A 16,646-nucleotide genomic window follows, 5' to 3' on the forward strand; every position below is an offset into this window, starting at 1 on the left:
GCGCCGGCGGCGAGGCCGGATCAGTTGCGCAGGTCGACCATGGAGCGCTGGTCCGGCTGGCCGGCGCATTGCACCGGCTCGCGCAGCACCACGCGCTCGACCACGCCGTCGCGTCGCTGCAGGTAGGTGTTGACCATGACGCACTCGGAGCCGACCTGCTCGATATAGGGCGCCTCGGCGCCGGAACCGCCCTGTTCGCCCGCGTGCTCCGCCTGACCGGCGGGGGCCGCCATCGCAGCGCCAGCCATTGCCCACAGCAGCGCCATGCCGCCGCATTTCCGTCCGAATCCGCTGGTCATTGGCAGGTGCCCCCGATTGCCCGTGCCTATGATTACGACAGGCAACGCCTTCGATTGAGCGCAAGACCCCGAAAAGCCGTGACGCGGACGCATTTGTCTACAATATTGGACACACGTTCTTCACGCGCGAACGGTGCGCATGGACCCCGAACCTTGCGCACGCATGCGGAAGTCTGCATAGCCCGCGAGGTCGGCACGTCCCCAGGCACATGCGTACGTACCCGGCACGCCGACCCGCCACGCGTCGTGGTTCGACACCGGCGCAAGCCGGAAAAAAGAAAGGCCCTACATTGCTGTAGAGCCTTGATAGATATGGTGGCCGAGGACGGAATCGAACCGCCGACACGGGGATTTTCAATCCCCTGCTCTACCAACTGAGCTACTCGGCCATTGCGCAACGCGGCAGGACCGGTGCGAGGACGCGCATCATAGCGAGGTGATCGGGATTGGGCAAGCGCAATGTTGCAGAATTTTCCTACCGACCGCCGCGGCCTGCACCGACGGCGCCCGACCCGCGGCAGCGCGATGCTGGATGCGTCCGCGGCATCCGGCCTGCGTACGGCAGGGACGCCTCGATGATGGCCGCCGGCCGGATCGCCGTGGACACCTACCCGACACCGGATCATCGCGGGAGTGACGGCAGCGCACCCTGAACATTTTCAGGCCCACGCCGACCAACTCGGTCAGTTCGCGGGCTGGAACGCCCGGGTGACCGGCACAACTAGCGCTAACGCTGGCCGCCCGAGCAAAGCGCCCGCCTACACTCCCGGCGGGCCTCATACCGACGGAGGGAGCGCGCAACACGAGAGCGGGCGATGTGGGGCTCGTCCGATCCATCGGCCGCAACGTCGCCCATTGGTCTCGCCAACCCTGGCGCCGCCAGGCACCATCCCGCGGCGCCAGACGCCGGCGCCAGCGCTACGGGGTCCGCCGACACCGCGCCACCACGGCAGACAGGGGTGTGGTGTAGTCTTCGCCGATCTTCCTTCCGTGGATTCCGCTCATGCGTCACCCGCTCCGCCTCGGCTTGCTCGTGTTGTGCACTGCGCTGCTCGCCGCCTGCAGCGACGGGATGGTGCGGCGCGTGTCCGACCCGGCCGCCAGCGTGCAGCAGTTGACGGTCAACATGGACGGCAGTTGGAAGGTGGAACTGCGCCTGCAGAACTACAGCAGCATCCCGATGCGCTACGACACCCTGCACCTGGATCTGGGGGTCGGCGGCGAAGCCGCCGGCAGCCTGCAGGCCGCTCCCGGGATCTCGATCGGGCCGGAAACGGCGGATGTGGTGAGCGTCGCGCTGCGGCCCAGCTCGAGCGCGCGCATGGCCGTGGCCGACGCCCTGGCCGGCCGCCGCAGCCTGGAGTACACCCTCAAGGGCAGCATCGCCGCGACGCCGGAAGACAAGAAGCAGCGCAGCTTCGACATCGACACCCGCAACATGCTCTCGCCCGCGCCGGGCCTGGACGGCGTGCTGCGCTGACGCTGCGGTGGCGCTGTAGCGCCACCTCACGCCTGACTTCCTGAACGCGCCGCCTGGTATCCGGGCGCAGGCCACGCCTGCGCGTCGACCTGTGCTTCACCGGACACAGGCACCTCCTCGACCTGCCGCTCGGCACGCTAGGCATGCCCTTGCGCCGCACGCCCGTGCACGCGTTTTCCTACCTGCCCTACCCCAGCCACGTTCAGCCGGCATTACCGCAAAATTAGTACATAAATGTATTATATACATATGTACAAGAACCCGAGTCGGTCATGAGCCGTTTCGCCTCCACCGAGCAGCGCCTGGACGTGACCGCGCGCAAGCATCCGCCCTTTCCGCGCGAAGCGGCGCTGCTGCTGCGGCTGATCAAGCTGCTGCACAAGGTGAGCCTGGACCAGAGCAATGACCTGCTGCGGCCCTACGGCCTGAGCTACGCCGAATACAACGTCTTGATGATGATCGACGCCAGCCCGGACGGAACCTTGAACCCGTCCCAGCTCAGCGACGCCGCCGGCGAGAAGTCGGCCAACATCACCCGGCTCACCACGCAGTTGGTCGACAAGGGGCTGATCCAGCGCATGCCCAGCGCCGCGGACCGGCGCATGCTGCTGCTGCGCCTGACCGACGCGGGCGAGCGCCTGATCGAAGCGCTGATCCCGGCCCTGTGCGCCCAGCTCGACGCCTATGTCCAGCATCTGGATCCGGCGGCGATGGCGCAGTTGCAGACGCTGCTGAAGGCCTTGTTGCGCGGCGTCGAGGACGCGGCATGAGCGCGCCGCAGCCCAACGCTGCCGTCGCTGCCGACGCCGCGCCGGGCCTGCGCACCCTGCTGGCCGACGCCCTGCGCGGCGAAGGCGACGCCTGGCTGTTCGTGCTGCGTACCTTGCTGTCGATCTATCTGGCCGGCTGGATCGCGCTGCGCCTGGACCTGGCCTCGCCGATGACCGCGATGATCACCGTGGTGGTGGTGATGCACCGGCAGACCGGCATGGTCTTCGCGAAGGGCTTCTACCGGATACTGGGCACGCTGATCGGCAGCGTGGCCGCATTGACGATGGTGGCGCTGTTCCCGCAGGAGCCGGTGCTGTTCGTGCTGGTGCTGTCGCTGTGGATCGGCGCGTGCACCGGCGGCGCCCTGCTGTACCGCAACTTCAAGGCCTATGCCTTCGTGCTGTCCGGCTATACGGTGGCGCTGATCGCGCTGCCGGCGGTGAACCAGCCGCAGAACGTGTTCAACCTGGTGGTGGCGCGGGTGACCGAAGTGGTGCTGGGCCTGCTGGTGACCGGCATCGTCAGCGACGTGGTGTTTCCCAGCCGGCTGCGCCAGACCCTGCGCGACACCGTGCGCCGCGCCTCCGACGGCTTCCTGGACTTCGTCCGCGACGCCACCGGCGGCAAATTGCCGCGCGAGGCGATGGAACAGGCGCACCTGCGCTTCGTGCGCGACGCGGTGACCATCGAGGACCTGCGCAGCTCGGTGGTGTTCGAGGATCCGGAGGCGCGGGCACGCAGCGGCCGCCTACGCCTGCTCAACCAACGCTTCATGGCGGTATCGACCAGTTTCCAGGCGTTGCACCACTACATCAACCGGCTGCTGCGCAGCGGCGATGCCAACGTGGCCGAGGCGCTGATCGGCCTGTACCGGCCGCTGAAGGCCGCGCTCAGCGACCGCGGCGGGCGCGAGGGTGCTGCCGCGACGGCACGCAAGCTGGCCGCATGCCGCGATGCGCTGGCGACGCGTGCCGCCGAGGCACGCGCACCGCTGGCCGTCCGGCAACACGAGGCGTTCGACACCGGCGTCTCCCTGCTGCGACGCTTCTTCACCGACCTGCATGACTACGTGGCCACCGAGGCGACGCTGGTCGCACCGCAGCAGTGGCGCACGCCGCAGGACGGCAGCGGCGACACCGCGGTGTTCGTGCGCGGCAACGACTACGCCGCCGCCGCACTGACCGCGCTGCGTAGCGCGCTGCTGGTGGCGACGATGTGCTGGCTGTGGATCCAGGCCGGCTGGATCAGCGGCGCCACCGCGGTGTTCCAGGCGGTGGCGCTGAGCGCGATCCTGTCGTCCAGCGCCAATGCGCCGGCTGCCGCGCGCTCGCTGTTCAATGGATTCGTGTTCGGCATCGTGCTGGGGGTGATCTGCCAGTTGCTGGTGCTGCCGCAGATGGACGGCTATGGCCTGTTCGTCGCGGGCACCCTGCCGTTCCTGCTCGTGACCCTGTACCTGGCCTCGAAACCCGCGCTGTACGGCTTCGCCACCGGCGCCAACCTGGCGTTCGTCTCGATCCTGGCGGTCCAGCCGACCCCCAGCTTCAACGCCGCGGCCACCTTCAACAGCGTGGTGCCGTTGCTGCTGGGCACGCTGGCGGTGAGCGCGACGTTCGTGTTCGTGCCGCCGGTGATCGGCACACGCTGGCAGCGCCGGCGCCTGCTCGAGCGGCTGCGGCGGCAGACCACGCTGGCCGCGCGTGCACCGCTGCCGGGGCTGGCGCTGCGCCTGGAGAGCGTCAACCGCGACCTGTTCCAGCAGATCGTCGCGCACACCCCGCCCGGCAGCGACGAACTGCGCGACCTGCTCGGCTGGGCGCTGTCGGTGCACGAAACCGGGCGCACCCTGGTCGAGCTGCGCCGCGACGCCGCCGAAGGCACGCTGTCGCCGGCACTGGCCACCGCAGTGAATGACGCCGTGCAGGCGCTGGCCGACCTGTACCTGGATCCCGGCCCACAGCGGCACCGCCAGGCCCTGCAGCGGGTGGAGGCAGCCTTGGCCGCCAGCGAAGTGGAGGGCGCGGTACCGCTGCGCTGGAAGCCCACCCGCGAGCACCTGTTGTTGCTGCGCGGCGCACTGCTCGACGCCGATTCCGTTCTCGCCGCGCTGGCCGACACGCCGGCGCCGACCACCACTACGCCAGGAGCCGACGATGCTGCTGCCCGCTGAACTCTCGATCGCCGGGGTGTACGTGCCTGGCCTGCTGGTGCTGGGACTGGCTCTGCTGCTGGTCGCCTGGGCACTGGACGCGGTCGCCGGTCGCGCCGGCCTGTACCGCTACGCCTGGCACCCCTCTCTATTCCGTCTGGCCATCTACGTGGGCGCGTTCGCCGCACTCGGCCTGCTCCTTCTTCCTTGAGTCCCGCCATGAAGACCCCTGCCCTGATCCGTTTCGCCCTGACCGCCGTCGTGGTGCTGGTCGCCGCCCTGCTGGCGCATGCGCTGTGGCGCCATTACATGCTCTCGCCCTGGACCCGCGACGGTCGCGTCCGCGCCGAAGTGGTGCGCAGCGCGCCGGACGTTTCCGGCCTGGTCGATGCGGTGGCGGTACGCGACAACCAGCACGTCAAGCGTGGCGACCTGTTGTTCAGCGTGGACCGCAAGCGCTATGAGCTGGCCCTGGAAAAGGCCCGCGCCAACCTCGCGGTGGCGCAGGCGCAGGCGCGCGCGGCCGGCGCGAGCCTGTCGGCGGCGGCGGCCACCCAGGCCGCCAGCGAGGCCGAATTCCAGATGCGCCGCGCCCAGGCCGAACGGCGTGCACGCGCCGCCGCGGTGATCTCCGCCGAGGCGCGCTCGGACGCCGAAGCCACCGCGCGTTCGGCGCAGGCCGACGTGCACCGCAGCGCGGCGCTGCGCGGCCAGGCCACCGCGGCGCAGGCGCAGGCGGTGGCGTCGGTGGAACAGGCACAGGCCGCGCTCGATCTGGCCGAACTGGATCTGCAGCGCACCCAGGTGCGCGCCACCGCCGACGGCTACATCACCAACCTGGAGGTGCGCGTGGGCGACTACGCCCAGGCCGGCGGCGCCCGCCTGGCGCTGGTGCGCGACGACGCCATGTGGGTCTACGGCTACTTCGAGGAAACCAAGCTGCCGCGGGTGCACGTCGGCGACCGCGCCGACATCCGCCTGATGAGCGGCGGGCTGATGCTGCACGGCCAGGTCGAGGGCATCGCGCGCGGCATCGCCGACAGCGACAACCCCACCGGCACCTCGCTGCTGGCCGACGTCAGCCCCACCTTCAACTGGATCCGCCTGGCGCAGCGCGTGCCGGTGCGCATCCGTATCGATCCGGCCAGCGTGCCGCAGGGCACCCTGCTCGCGGCCGGCATGACCGCCACGGTCAGCGTGCATCCGCGGCAGGAGTGATGCGGCGTCCGTAGGAGCGGCTCCAGCCGCGACGGGCTTTTTCGGTGAAGCCCATCGCGGCTGAAGCCGCTCCTACCGCTGCCACGATGGATCCCGCGAAGCGGTGGCGACAACGCGTTGCCAGGATGCAGACACCGAGGATTCGCAGCAGCGGCATCAATGCACGGCGCAGGTCTTGCCCCTGCGCGCGTGCCGTCGTGACGGTGACCGGCCCTCAGTCCTTGGCCTGCCGATTGACGCCGAGGAAGCGTCCGGCGATCACCGCATAGCCGCTGCGCGAGACCGTGCTGCCAGGGTCGAAGTAGGCATGCAGGGTCGGCTGCAGATCCTGCGGCCCCTGGGTCACCGCGAAGCGCGCATTGAGGATGCCGGCATCCAGCGCCAACTGCACGTAGCCGCGCAGGTTGCTGGGGATCGCCGCCACGTCCTCGATCGGCAGCCGCTGGTTGTTGTAGCTCACCGACAGCGTGCCGTCGAAGGCCAGCGCCTGCGTCTGCAGTCCCAGTGCCTGCACCAGCGAATACGCCAACTGCAGCTTGCTGATGGCATCGTTGGGACGGAAATCGCCGGCGACCAGCCCCAGCACCGCCGCCTGGTTCTGCTGCAGGTCGCGCAGCGCCCCGCCCTTGCCCACCGCCGCCTCGGCGAACGGATAGGCCGGGTCGTTGCGGCCGAGCCCGCTGAAGCTGGGCCTGGCCGGCAGTGCCTGGCGCACGCCGGCGCCCATCACCAGATAGCGCGCCAGTTCCGCGCGCTTGAGCGGATTCTGCGGGCGGAACAGCCCATCGGCGTAGCCGTCGATCAGGCGGTTGGCGACCGCGTACTCCACCGCGCCGCGATCGCGATCGCCGCTGGCGACGTCGTTGAGGCCGGTGTAGCCGCCGCTGAGCAGGAAATCCAGGGTGCCGCGCACCGTGCCCGGAGTCGCCAGGCCATTGCTGCCCTTCGGAGCAACCGGGACACCACTGATCGAGCCGATGCCGCGCACGCTGATGGTCCAGGTGCCCGGCTTGCCCGGCGCGCCGACGCTGACCGTGCTGCCCAGCAACGGCAGCGCCACCGGCGAGCCATGGCTGACGCCGTCCGGATCGGTCAGCACCAGTGCCTGGGTATTGGCGTCGATGGTGGCCTTGGCACTGACCCAGGCGACGTCCTTGCCGACGGTGAACGCCTGGGTCTGCGGCGTGCCCACCGGCGAGAACGCCACCTCGAACGGCTGGCTGCCGCCGGGCAGCACCAGCGCATTGCTGTAGAACGGATGCAGAGAATTGACCGTCTTGCCGAAGCCGTTGCGCTGCTTGCTCGCTTCCAGCAGCGCGGCATAGGCATTCACGTAACCGGCGCCCGCCTCCCAATAGGTGCGCCCGGGAATGTTGGTGGCGGTGCGTTCGAGCAGATCCTTGACCTGGTCCGGGGTCAGGTCCGGGTTGGCCTCCAGCAGCAACGCGACGATGCCGGCCACGTGCGGGGTGGCCATCGAGGTGCCGCTCATGGTGGTGTAGAACGGCAATTGCGCCGGCGCGATCAGCTTGCTGTCCTTGTCCGCGGCCAGTGGCGGCAGCGCGCCGGTGGAATCGCGGGTGGAGACGATGTCCACGCCGGGCGCGGTGATCGTCGGCTCGTTCAGATAGGTCCAGGTCTTGCCGTCGCCCATGGTGAAGCTGCCGCTCTCGCCGCGTTTGCCGCGCGAGGAGAAGTCGGCCAGCGTGCCGTCCTTCTCGCCAGCGGCGACCGAGATCACCCACGGCGCCTGCGCGTACGGATTGTGCGTGTCCTCGTTGGGGCCGTCGTTGCCGGCGGCGAACACGCTGACGATGCCGCGCTTGTACAGCTCGTAGGTGGCGACGTTGACCGGGTTCTGCGGATCGAACTTGCCCGACGAGCCCCAGGAATTGCTGGTGACGCGGATCGGATCCTTGAAGCTGAACTGGTGCGTGGCGGCATAGTCCAGGCCGCCGACCGCATCCAGGATCAGCAGCACCGCGCCGGAACCGTAGCCGACCAGGCTGGCGCCGGTCGCCACGCCGCGGTAGGCGCCGTTGGACTGCGCACCGGTGCCACCGACCGTACCGGCGCAATGCGTGCCGTGGCCGGAGCCGAGGTCGGTATTGGGCACGCCCTCCGCATAGGTGATCGGCAGCATCGCATCGACGTTGGCCAGGTTGGTGGTGCCCAGCACGTTCTGCACGACGCGGGTGCCGTAGGCGAGATCGCGATGGGTCGCGTCGATGCCGGAGTCGTTGATCATCACCCCGACGCCGCGGCCGCTGTACGGCAACGCACGACCGAAATCGCCGGGATTGCCCTGCGCGCGATCCACACCGGTCAGTTCGCGCGCTTCCTTGTTGAAGTAGCGCAGCGGGGCGTTGTAGTAGATCGAGGCGACGTCGTCGCGCTGCGCCAGCGCGCGGATCTCCGCCGGCGTGGCCAGCGCGCCGGCGATCGGCAGCGTGCGCATGGTGATCCCGCGGGTGATGCCCAGCGCATGCAGCGCGGTGAGTTGCGAGGCCGACACCGGCCCGGACTGATCGTAGGTGATCACGATCTGCAGCTCGTCTGCCGCAGGCGCCGCGGCGAGCTTGGCCTCCAGCAGTTGATCGAGATGCGCGGCGGCCAGCGCGTCGCCAACGGCGAACGTACCGCCGGCAAGGACGGCGCAGATGCCGATGGCAAGGACGGGACGGCGAATGGACATTGCAGAGTCTCCGGATCGTCGAAGCCCGGAACGGGCGGTCGCCGCAGCGTGCGGGGCGCGCCGATGCGCGGCCAATCCGGTATCGCACCCAGGCCGGCCAGGTGGAAACACTCAGCCGCGGCGCATGCAACCACCACGGGATGGAGGGTGCGCTCCCTGTCGCCGCTCGCGGCAGTCGGCGTCGCATGGCGACCCACACGCCGGGGCATGCCACCCGATCCAGCGAACACCGCGGCTGGAATGGCAACAGAGTGCATTGCGGGCAGAGGGTGCCGACATGCAGCAAAGACAGGATGCGGCAGCGGCGTGCCGGATCCGGCGCATTCGGCGCGTGGTGCGGCCGAAAGGAATGCGGGACGTGCGGGGCCCGTTCCGATTCCCGGACGCCATTCCGGGGAGCGGTGGAGCCCCGCACGTCCCAGCACGGGGAGTCGCGGAGGCTGCCGACCACGCTGTCGAACGGCGACAGCGTGATCGAAGGCAACCGCGAAAACGTCAACGACGTCAGGCAGCCCGGTGGCGCTTCACACCGTCGGGAAACGGCGGCGTCCTGACTGAATCGCAAGCGCCGACACCGTGGTCGACTGCGCCTGCGGCGTGTCGGGCGGACGCTGGGCGTCCGCCCCAGTCGGTTACTTCTTGCTGGCCTCGCGCAGCGCGGAGTACGCGTTGAGATAACCGGCGCCGACTTCCCAGGAGGCGCGCCCGGGCATCTTGGTGGCGGTGCGCTCGATCAGGTCCTTGACCTGGTCCGGGGTCAGGTTCGGATTGGCCTCCAGCACCAGCGCCACCACGCCGGCCACATGCGGCGTGGCCATCGAGGTGCCGCTCATGGTGGTGTAGAACGGCAACTGCGCCGGCGCGATCAGCTTCTCGTCCTTCTGTGCGGCCAGCGGCGGCAACAGGCCGGTGGAGGCGCGGGTGGAGATGATGTCCACGCCCGGCGCGGTGATGCTGGGCTCGTTGATGTGGGTCCAGCTCTTGCCGTCGGCGGTGGTGAAGGTATCGCGCTCGCCGGCCTTGCCGCGCGAGGAGAAGTCGGCCAGCGTGCCGTCGACGTTGCCGGCGGCGACCGAGATCACCCACGGCGCCTGCGCGTACGGATTGTGGGTGTCCTCCTTGGGACCATCGTTGCCGGCGGCGAACACGCTGACGATGCCGCGCTTGTACAGCTCGTAGGTGGCCACGTTGACCGGGTCGGCGGGGTCGAACTTGCCGGACGTGCCCCAGGAGTTGCTGACGACGCGGATCGGATCCTTGAAGCTGTTCTGGTGCGAGGCCGCATAGTCCAGCCCGCCGACCGCGTCCAGGATCAGCAGCACGCCGCTGGAACCGTAGCCGACCAGGCTGGCACCGGTGGCCACGCCGCGGTACTTGCCGCCGGACTGCGCGCCGCTGCCGCCGACCGTGCCGGCGCAGTGGGTGCCGTGGCCGGAGCCGGCGTCGGTGTTCGGCACGCCTTCCAGATAGGTGACCGGCAGCATCGAATCCAGATTGTGCAGGTTGGTGTTGGCCAGCACGTTCTGCACCACCCGGTCGCCATAGGCCAGGTCGCGATGGGTCGCGTCGATGCCCGAGTCGTTGATCAGCACGCCGACGCCGCGGCCGGTGTACGGCACGGTGCGGCCGAAATCGCCCGGATTGCTCTGCGCGCGGTCGACCCCGGTCGCCTGGCGCGCGTCCTGGTTGAAGTAGCGCAGCGGCGCGTTGTAGTAGATCGAGGCGACGTCGTCGCGCTCGGCCAGCGCCAGGATCTCTTCGGGCGTGGCCAGCGCGCCGGCGATCGGCAGGGTCTGCATGCTGACGCCACGGGTGATGCCCAGGTCGTGCAACACGGTCAGCTGCGCCGCCGAGACCGGCTTGGATTGCTTGTAGGTGATGACGATCTGCAGTTCGTCGGTCAGCGGCGTGCTGGCCAGCTTGGACTCGAGCAGGCTGTCCAGATGCGCGGCGGCTTCGGCCTTGCCGCCGGCGAAGACGCCGCTGGCAAGAACGGCGCAAATGCCGATGGCGAGTGCGGGACGACGAATGGGCATCTGGAATCTCCGGTTGGTGGCCCGGGACGGGCGGGTGACTGCAGCCTGCCGTGGCGGCACGGCGGCGCCTATCCGGGATCGCCCCTAGCGGACGTGAGTGGAAACACTCAGGGCCGCGTGCATCGCCCGTACGGAGCGGTATGATCGGGACGTAGGCCGCTGCCTCGCCGCGTCGTTGGGCGGAACGCGGGTGCGGTGCGCGGTACCGGCACATGCAACAGGGGGTTTCAGATGCAGATGCATACGATGTTCGCAAGGGTTTGCCTGCTGGTCTGCGCCGTCGCGGCGTCCGGCGGGCTCGCCGCGCAACCGCTACCGGTGCAGGTGGAGGTGAGCGGCAATATGGCGACGGCGGCGATCGGCGCCGGTCCGCATCCGCTGGCCGAGGTCACGCTGGAATTCGACAGCGCCAGCGACCTCAACCCGGGCAGCCTGGGTCTGAGCGCGGAATTGCTGACCCCGGCCCAGGTCACTGCCTTGCTGCCGCGACTGCCCAGCACGCAAGCCGGCCAGGTGCCATCGCAGTTGCCGCTGCTGATCACGGTGACGCCGCCGCCGAGCGCTGGCCTGTCGTTCCGGCGGGTGGTGCATGTGGAAGTGCACACGCATGCGCTGGCCTACACCGCCGACAGCACCCTGCGGCTGGTCAAGGCGCCGTTGGGGGGGGATTTCCGCGACATCACCGACGAGATCGCACCCGGCAGCGTCCGCGCCCGCGGCACCACCGGGGGCTTCTCGCAGTTCATCGTGATCCACGACCTGCGCCCGACCGCCACCGTGGTGGCCGCCAAGCTGAGCCGCCTGCAGACGCTGGTGGCGCAGTTGCCCGCCAGCGAGGCGGCGCCGCTGGCGACGCTGTTGAACAGCGTGCAGGGCGCGCTGGCCAACGCCGACTACAGCGCCGCCACGGTGGCGCTGGACGGGTTCCGCGAGCAGGTGTCGGCACGTGCTGGCCATGGCATCGCGCAGACCTGGACCGCCGGCATGAGCGAGGGCAACCCCGCCGGCGAACTGCTGGCCGGCGCGGCCACGCTGCGCTTCTCCATCGACTACCAACGTCTCTACGCGCCTTGAGCGTTGCAGGACCGGTCACGCGCACCGCGACGGAGGACATCCCGCGATGCCTGCGCGCCTGACCGCCTACCTGCCCGACGCCCCGGCGCCGACGCTGCTGCTCGCCGCCGGGCAGACGCTGGCGATCGGCCGCGCGGCCGACAACGCGCTGGCGCTGGAACACCCCTCGGTGTCGCGCTGGCACGCACGGCTGCAGCCGCAGGCCGACGGTCACTGGCAGTTGCACGACCTGGGCAGCAAGAACGGCAGCTTCCGCGACGGGGTGCGCGTGGCCGCACCGATCGCCCTGGACACGGCGACCTGGCTGCGCTTCGGCGACGTCTACGCCGAGTTCGCCCCGCTCAGCGCAGCCGATGCGGAACTGACCGAACGCCGCCAGCGCGCCCGCTGCGACCGCGCGACCGCGCTCACGCAGGGGCTGGCCCAGGTCGGCGGACTCGACGACCTGCTTGGCGCCAGCCTGGACGCGGTGGTCGAACTGGCCCAGGCCGAGCGCGGCGTGCTGGTCCTTGCCGACGCCCACGGCCAGCGTATCGCGGCCAGCCACGGCACCGGGCCGCTCCCGCTGCAGCGCGGGCTCGCCGGCAGCGAGGGTGCCCTGCAACGCGCCCTGCAGCACGGTCAGACCACCGTGGCCCACGACATCGGCGGCGTGCCCTGGCTGGCCGAACGTGCCTCGGTCTGCGCCGCCGGCCTGCGCACGATGCTGTGCCTGCCGCTGCGCGACGGCACGCGCGTGCTCGGCGCGATCTATGCCGACAGCCGCCGCGCCGGCAGCGCCATCGGCGCCCTGGACATGGAACTGCTCGAGGCGTTCTGCGAACGCGCCGCGCTGTGGATCGCCGCCCGCCAGGCGCTGCGCGAGACCGGCGCGGCGTCGGGGCCGGCATGAGCGACGCGGCCACCGCCACCGGCCTGTACGCGCAGGAAAGCCTGCCTCCTGGCGAGGTATTGGCCGGCCGCTTCCGGATCGAACGGCTGCTCGGCATCGGCGGCATGGGCCTGGTGTACCTGGCCCACGACCAGGCGCTGGGCATCGACGTGGCGGTCAAGCTGCTGCGCCCGGAACTGGCGCAGCGGCCGCAGGCCTTCGCCCGCTTCCGCCAGGAACTGCTGCTGGCGCGGCAGGTATCCAGCCCGCACGTGGTGCGCATCCACGACCTGGCCGAACACGCCGGGCGCTGGCTGATCAGCATGGACTATGTGGACGGCGAGTCGCTGGAAGCGCGGCTGCAGCGCGAAGAGCGGCTGGACGTCGACACCGCCCTGCGCATCGCCGGCGACATCGCCCGCGGCCTGCAGGCGGCGCATGCGCGCGGCGTCGTGCATCGCGATCTCAAGCCGGCCAACATCCTGCTGCGGCGGGACGGCGATGCGCTGATCAGCGACTTCGGCGTGGCCTGTTCGATGGCCAGCAGCGGCCTCGGCGCGACCCTGGGCAACGTCATCGGTACGCCCGCCTACCTGTCGCCCGAACAGGCGCGCGGCGATGCGCTCGATCCGCGCAGCGACCTCTACGCCCTCGGCCTGATCCTGTACGAACTGCTCGCCGGACAGGTGCCGTTCGCCGGCGGCACCCTGTCCGAGAGCCTGGCCCAGCGCATGCTGCGCGAGCCGCCGCCGGTGGACCGGCTGCGCGCGGACGTGCCGGCCTGGTTGGTGCGGCTGCTGCAGCGGCTGCTGCGCCCGCAACCGCGCGACCGGCTGCAGCACGCCGGCGAGGTGATCGCGGCGATCGAGCGCCGGCAACTGCCGCGCGACCGCCGGCGCTGGCGCCGGCTCGGCCTGGGCCTGGCCGCGACCCTGGCGGGCGCCGCCCTGCTCGGTGCCGGCGTCTGGCAATGGCAGGCGCAACGCGCCAGCGCGCCGGCGCCGGTGGCGGCCGTGCAACCGCTGCCGCGCCTGCTGGTCCTGCCGCTGGCCGGCGACCCGGACAGCGCCGAACAACGGCTGGCACTCGGGGCCTGGCTGCGCGGCAGCCTGGGCGAAACGCTGACCGTGGTCGACACCGACCGCACGCGCCAGGCCTTGCGCCAATACGACCCCACCGGCCAGGCGCCGTTGGACGTGGCGGCGCTGCGCCGGCTCGCCTCGGCACAGCGCGTGCTGCAGCCGAGCCTGCAACGCCAGGGCAGCGGCTGGCGCCTGCAGGCGCTGCTGCATCCGGCCAGCGGCGCGGCGCAACACATCGACGGACCGACCGCCGACGATCCGGCCGCGGCCTACGTCGCCTGGTTGCCGATCGCGTCCAGGGCGCTGCTCGCCGACGGCGCCACCCTGCCCGACGACCTGCCCGCGCCCGCCGCGTTGCAGGCGTATGCGCGCGGCCTGGCGGCGCAGCAGCGCGACGACAGCGCGCAGGCGCTGCAGCAGTTCGCCGCGGCCAGTGTGCAGGCACCGCAGTCTGCGCCGTTGCGCCTGGCCGAGGTGGTCGCGGCGCAAGCCATCGGCGAGGACCAGAAGGCACGCGAGGCGTTGAGCGCGCGCGTCGCCTCGGCGCCGGCGCGGCCGCGCACCCAGGCGCTGCTGGCGGCGCTGCGGCTGGAAGCCGAGGACGATCTCGCCGCCGCCGACCGCGCCTGGCAGGCCTTGGCCACGGCGCGGCCCGACGACAGCGTGGTGCAACTGCAGTTCGCGCGCGTCCACGCGCAGGCCGGCCACCTGGACATGGCACGCGATCGCCTGCGCGCGCTGGCGCAGCGCGATCCGGACGACCCGCGGCTATGGCTGGCGCTGGGCAAGCTGGCGATCCTCAGCGGCAACGCCGCCACCGCGGTGGACGACGACCTGCTGCGCGCGCAACTGCTGTTCCGCCGCGGCCGCGACCTCTATGGCGAGGCGGAAACCGTGAACGCGCTGGGCGTGGGCTATGGCCGCCTCGGCCTGGCGCAGCAGGCGCAGGCCCAGTACCTGCGCGCCGTGGAGCTGCGCCGGCAGGTCGGCAATCGCCGTGGCGTCGCCACCAGCCTGCGCAACCTGTCCGGCACGCTGAGCGTCGGCGGCGCCTTCGCCGAGGCCGAACAGAAGCTGCAGCAGGCGCAGGCGCTGTACTCCGAACTGGGCGATCGCGACGGCCAGGCCGCCGCCGCCAACGAACTCGGCCTGCTGGCCGAAGAGCGCGGCGACTATCCGCAGGCGTTGCAGGCGTTCCGCGGCGCGCTGACGGCCTGGCGCGCGCTCGGCGATGCGCACGGCGTCGCCGAGACGCTCAACAACATCGGCTTCGCGCACTTCCAACTGGGCGACCTGGACAGCGCGCAGGCCTTCTGGGAACAGGCCGCGCGCGCCTATGCCGACCTCAACGACGCCACCGGCCGCGTGCGCACCGCGCAGAACCTGGGCCTGCTCGCCACCGCGCGCGGCCATTGGGCGCAGGCGCAGACCTTGCTGACCCAGGCGCTGCGCGAGGCCGAGCGCCACCAGATGCTCGAGGAAGTGGCGGTGAGCCGACGCAACCTGGCCGAACTGGCGTTCTGGCAAGGCCAGCGCGCGGTGGCGCTGACCGAACTGGACCAGGCGCAGCGGCTGTTCCAGCAGAGCCGCGACCAGCGCGGCCAGACCGACATCGCCCTGTTGCGCGCGCAGGTGTGGCTGGCGCTGGACGACCCGGCGCAGGCGCGGCTGGCGCTGCAGCAGGTGCAGCGGCAAGCGCCCGCCTCGGTATCCAGCGAACAGCGCGCCAGTGCCGCGCTGCTGCAGGCGCAACTGGACGAGCGCAACGGCAACGCCGCCGCGGCCGCCGCGTCGCTGCGCCAGGCCGAGGCGCTGGCGCGCGCCAGCGGCGCTCGTCTGCTGCAACTGCAGGTGCAGGTGCATGCGGCGCACGACGAACCCGCCCTGGCCGCGCTGGAGGGCGACGTCGTCCGCCTCGGCAATGCCGGGCTGCGCCTGCGTTATCTGCAACAGGCGCTGCGCTACGGCGCGGCCGACCAGGTGGCGGCGCGCTACGCGCAGGCGCAGGCCCTGCTGCTGCGTGGCAGCCCGCTGTTCGCCGCCGCCCTGCACACGCAGGCCGCGCAGCGCCTGGAGGCGATTGGCGATCACGCCGCCGCGCAACGCGCGCGCCGCGCGGCAGCGCAGGCCGCCGAGGGGTCATCTGTCGCACACGCGGGCGCCACGCCATGAACGACGTTGCGGCCGCCGAACGCTACCGCCTGCTGCTGCAGCGCCTGGAGGCCAACGAGCGCGAGTTCCGCCGCCTCGGCCGCGCCGTGGTCAAGGTCCAGGAAGACGAGCGCCGGCGCCTGGCGCGCGAGCTGCACGATGGCGTCGGCCAGAACCTCACCGTGCTCAAGCACCGCCTGGCGCAGCTGGGCGCGGCGCTCGGCAGCGCCGATGCGGCGCTGCGCGCGCCGCTGGAGGACGCCATCCACCTGTGCACGCAGGCGCTGGAAGACACCCGGCAGATGTCGCGGCTGCTGCGCCCGCCGATCCTCGACGACCTCGGGCTGGAAGCGGCCCTGGGCTGGCTGGGCCGCAGCCAGTCCGCCGCCGGCGCTACCCCGGTGACGGTCGAGATCGGCCCGCTGCCGGCGCTGGACGAAGCGCTGCAGACCCTGCTGTTCCGCAGCGCGCAGGAGGCGCTGACCAATGCGCTGAAGCACTCGGGTGCGCAGTCGGTGCTGCTGCGGCTGGTCGCCCGCGACGGCTGGGCGCAGCTGCAGGTGCTCGACGACGGCCGCGGCTGCGATCCGCAGCAGGCGCTGACAGCCGGCGGCAGCGGCCTGAGCGGCCTGCGCGAACGCCTGCGCCTGAGCGGCGGCAGCATCCGCCTGCAATCGTCGCCGGGCGAGGGCTGCTGCGTGCAGATCCGGGTCCCGCTGGAGGCCGATTGAACGTCATCGCCCTGCCCCATCCTCGCACCCGCGCGGCCTTTCAGACGCGATCGGCATCGTCGCGGCCGGCGTCCGCCTGCGCCGATGCG

At 71.2% G+C, this 16,646-nt stretch carries 12 protein-coding genes and 1 tRNA gene; 9 read left to right on the top strand and 4 right to left on the bottom strand.

Going from position 1 to position 16,646, the window contains the following annotated elements; translation table 11 throughout:
- Positions 1-20: 20 nt before the first annotated feature.
- Together M3U25_RS07770 and M3U25_RS07775 are read right to left on the bottom strand one after the other, a co-directional pair.
- Positions 21-266 (bottom strand): hypothetical protein, encoded by a 246-nt coding sequence (locus tag M3U25_RS07770; protein WP_242160767.1) that lies wholly within the window; start codon positions 264-266, stop codon positions 21-23.
- Positions 267-612: 346 nt separating this feature from the next.
- A tRNA-Phe gene (locus M3U25_RS07775) sits at positions 613-688 on the bottom strand.
- Positions 689-1,302: 614 nt separating this feature from the next.
- Here M3U25_RS07775 and M3U25_RS07780 point away from each other — a divergent pair.
- The 5 genes from M3U25_RS07780 to M3U25_RS07800 all read left to right on the top strand — a co-directional run bounded on the left by M3U25_RS07780 (position 1,303) and on the right by M3U25_RS07800 (position 5,917).
- Positions 1,303-1,779, top strand: a complete 477-nt coding sequence (locus M3U25_RS07780; protein ID WP_355496620.1) for an LEA type 2 family protein — start codon at positions 1,303-1,305, stop codon at positions 1,777-1,779.
- A gap of 272 nt (positions 1,780-2,051) precedes the next feature.
- Complete coding sequence (locus M3U25_RS07785) at positions 2,052-2,549, top strand: MarR family transcriptional regulator (protein WP_019797268.1); 498 nt, start codon at positions 2,052-2,054, stop codon at positions 2,547-2,549.
- Entirely contained in the window at positions 2,546-4,720 is a 2,175-nt protein-coding gene (locus tag M3U25_RS07790) for an FUSC family protein (protein ID WP_355496616.1), read from the top strand. Before M3U25_RS07785 ends, M3U25_RS07790 begins: the two co-directional genes overlap by 4 nt.
- Positions 4,704-4,910, top strand: coding sequence for a DUF1656 domain-containing protein (locus tag M3U25_RS07795; RefSeq protein ID WP_017916033.1), 207 nt, complete (start codon positions 4,704-4,706; stop codon positions 4,908-4,910). The genes M3U25_RS07790 and M3U25_RS07795 overlap by 17 nt, the downstream gene beginning before the upstream one ends.
- 8 nt (positions 4,911-4,918) lie before the next feature.
- Positions 4,919-5,917 (top strand): HlyD family secretion protein, encoded by a 999-nt coding sequence (locus M3U25_RS07800; RefSeq protein WP_355496612.1) that lies wholly within the window; start codon positions 4,919-4,921, stop codon positions 5,915-5,917.
- 214 nt (positions 5,918-6,131) lie between these two features.
- On the opposite strand, the gene M3U25_RS07805 is transcribed toward M3U25_RS07800, so the two are convergent.
- Positions 6,132-8,612, bottom strand: a complete 2,481-nt coding sequence (locus M3U25_RS07805; RefSeq protein ID WP_355496609.1) for a S8 family serine peptidase — start codon at positions 8,610-8,612, stop codon at positions 6,132-6,134.
- A gap of 632 nt (positions 8,613-9,244) precedes the next feature.
- On the bottom strand, positions 9,245-10,648 hold the full coding sequence (locus M3U25_RS07810) for a S8 family serine peptidase (RefSeq protein ID WP_355496606.1): 1,404 nt from the start codon (positions 10,646-10,648) through the stop codon (positions 9,245-9,247).
- Between the two features lie 246 nt (positions 10,649-10,894).
- Here M3U25_RS07810 and M3U25_RS07815 point away from each other — a divergent pair, with 246 nt between their 5' ends.
- From M3U25_RS07815 to M3U25_RS07830, 4 genes are read left to right on the top strand one after another with little or no spacing between them, the layout of a single operon-like run.
- Positions 10,895-11,722, top strand: coding sequence for a DUF6689 family protein (locus M3U25_RS07815; protein WP_355496603.1), 828 nt, complete (start codon positions 10,895-10,897; stop codon positions 11,720-11,722).
- A gap of 46 nt (positions 11,723-11,768) precedes the next feature.
- Positions 11,769-12,614, top strand: a complete 846-nt coding sequence (locus M3U25_RS07820) for an FHA domain-containing protein (RefSeq protein WP_355496600.1) — start codon at positions 11,769-11,771, stop codon at positions 12,612-12,614.
- Positions 12,611-15,847, top strand: coding sequence for a protein kinase (locus M3U25_RS07825; protein WP_355496597.1), 3,237 nt, complete (start codon positions 12,611-12,613; stop codon positions 15,845-15,847). The genes M3U25_RS07820 and M3U25_RS07825 overlap by 4 nt, the downstream gene beginning before the upstream one ends.
- Positions 15,844-16,557, top strand: coding sequence for a sensor histidine kinase (locus tag M3U25_RS07830; RefSeq protein WP_355496594.1), 714 nt, complete (start codon positions 15,844-15,846; stop codon positions 16,555-16,557). Before M3U25_RS07825 ends, M3U25_RS07830 begins: the two co-directional genes overlap by 4 nt.
- The last annotated feature ends 89 nt before the right edge of the window (positions 16,558-16,646 follow it).

It is taken from the genome of Xanthomonas sp. PPL134, from assembly GCF_040595915.1.
Taxonomy (GTDB): Bacteria; Pseudomonadota; Gammaproteobacteria; order Xanthomonadales; family Xanthomonadaceae; genus Xanthomonas_A; species Xanthomonas_A indica.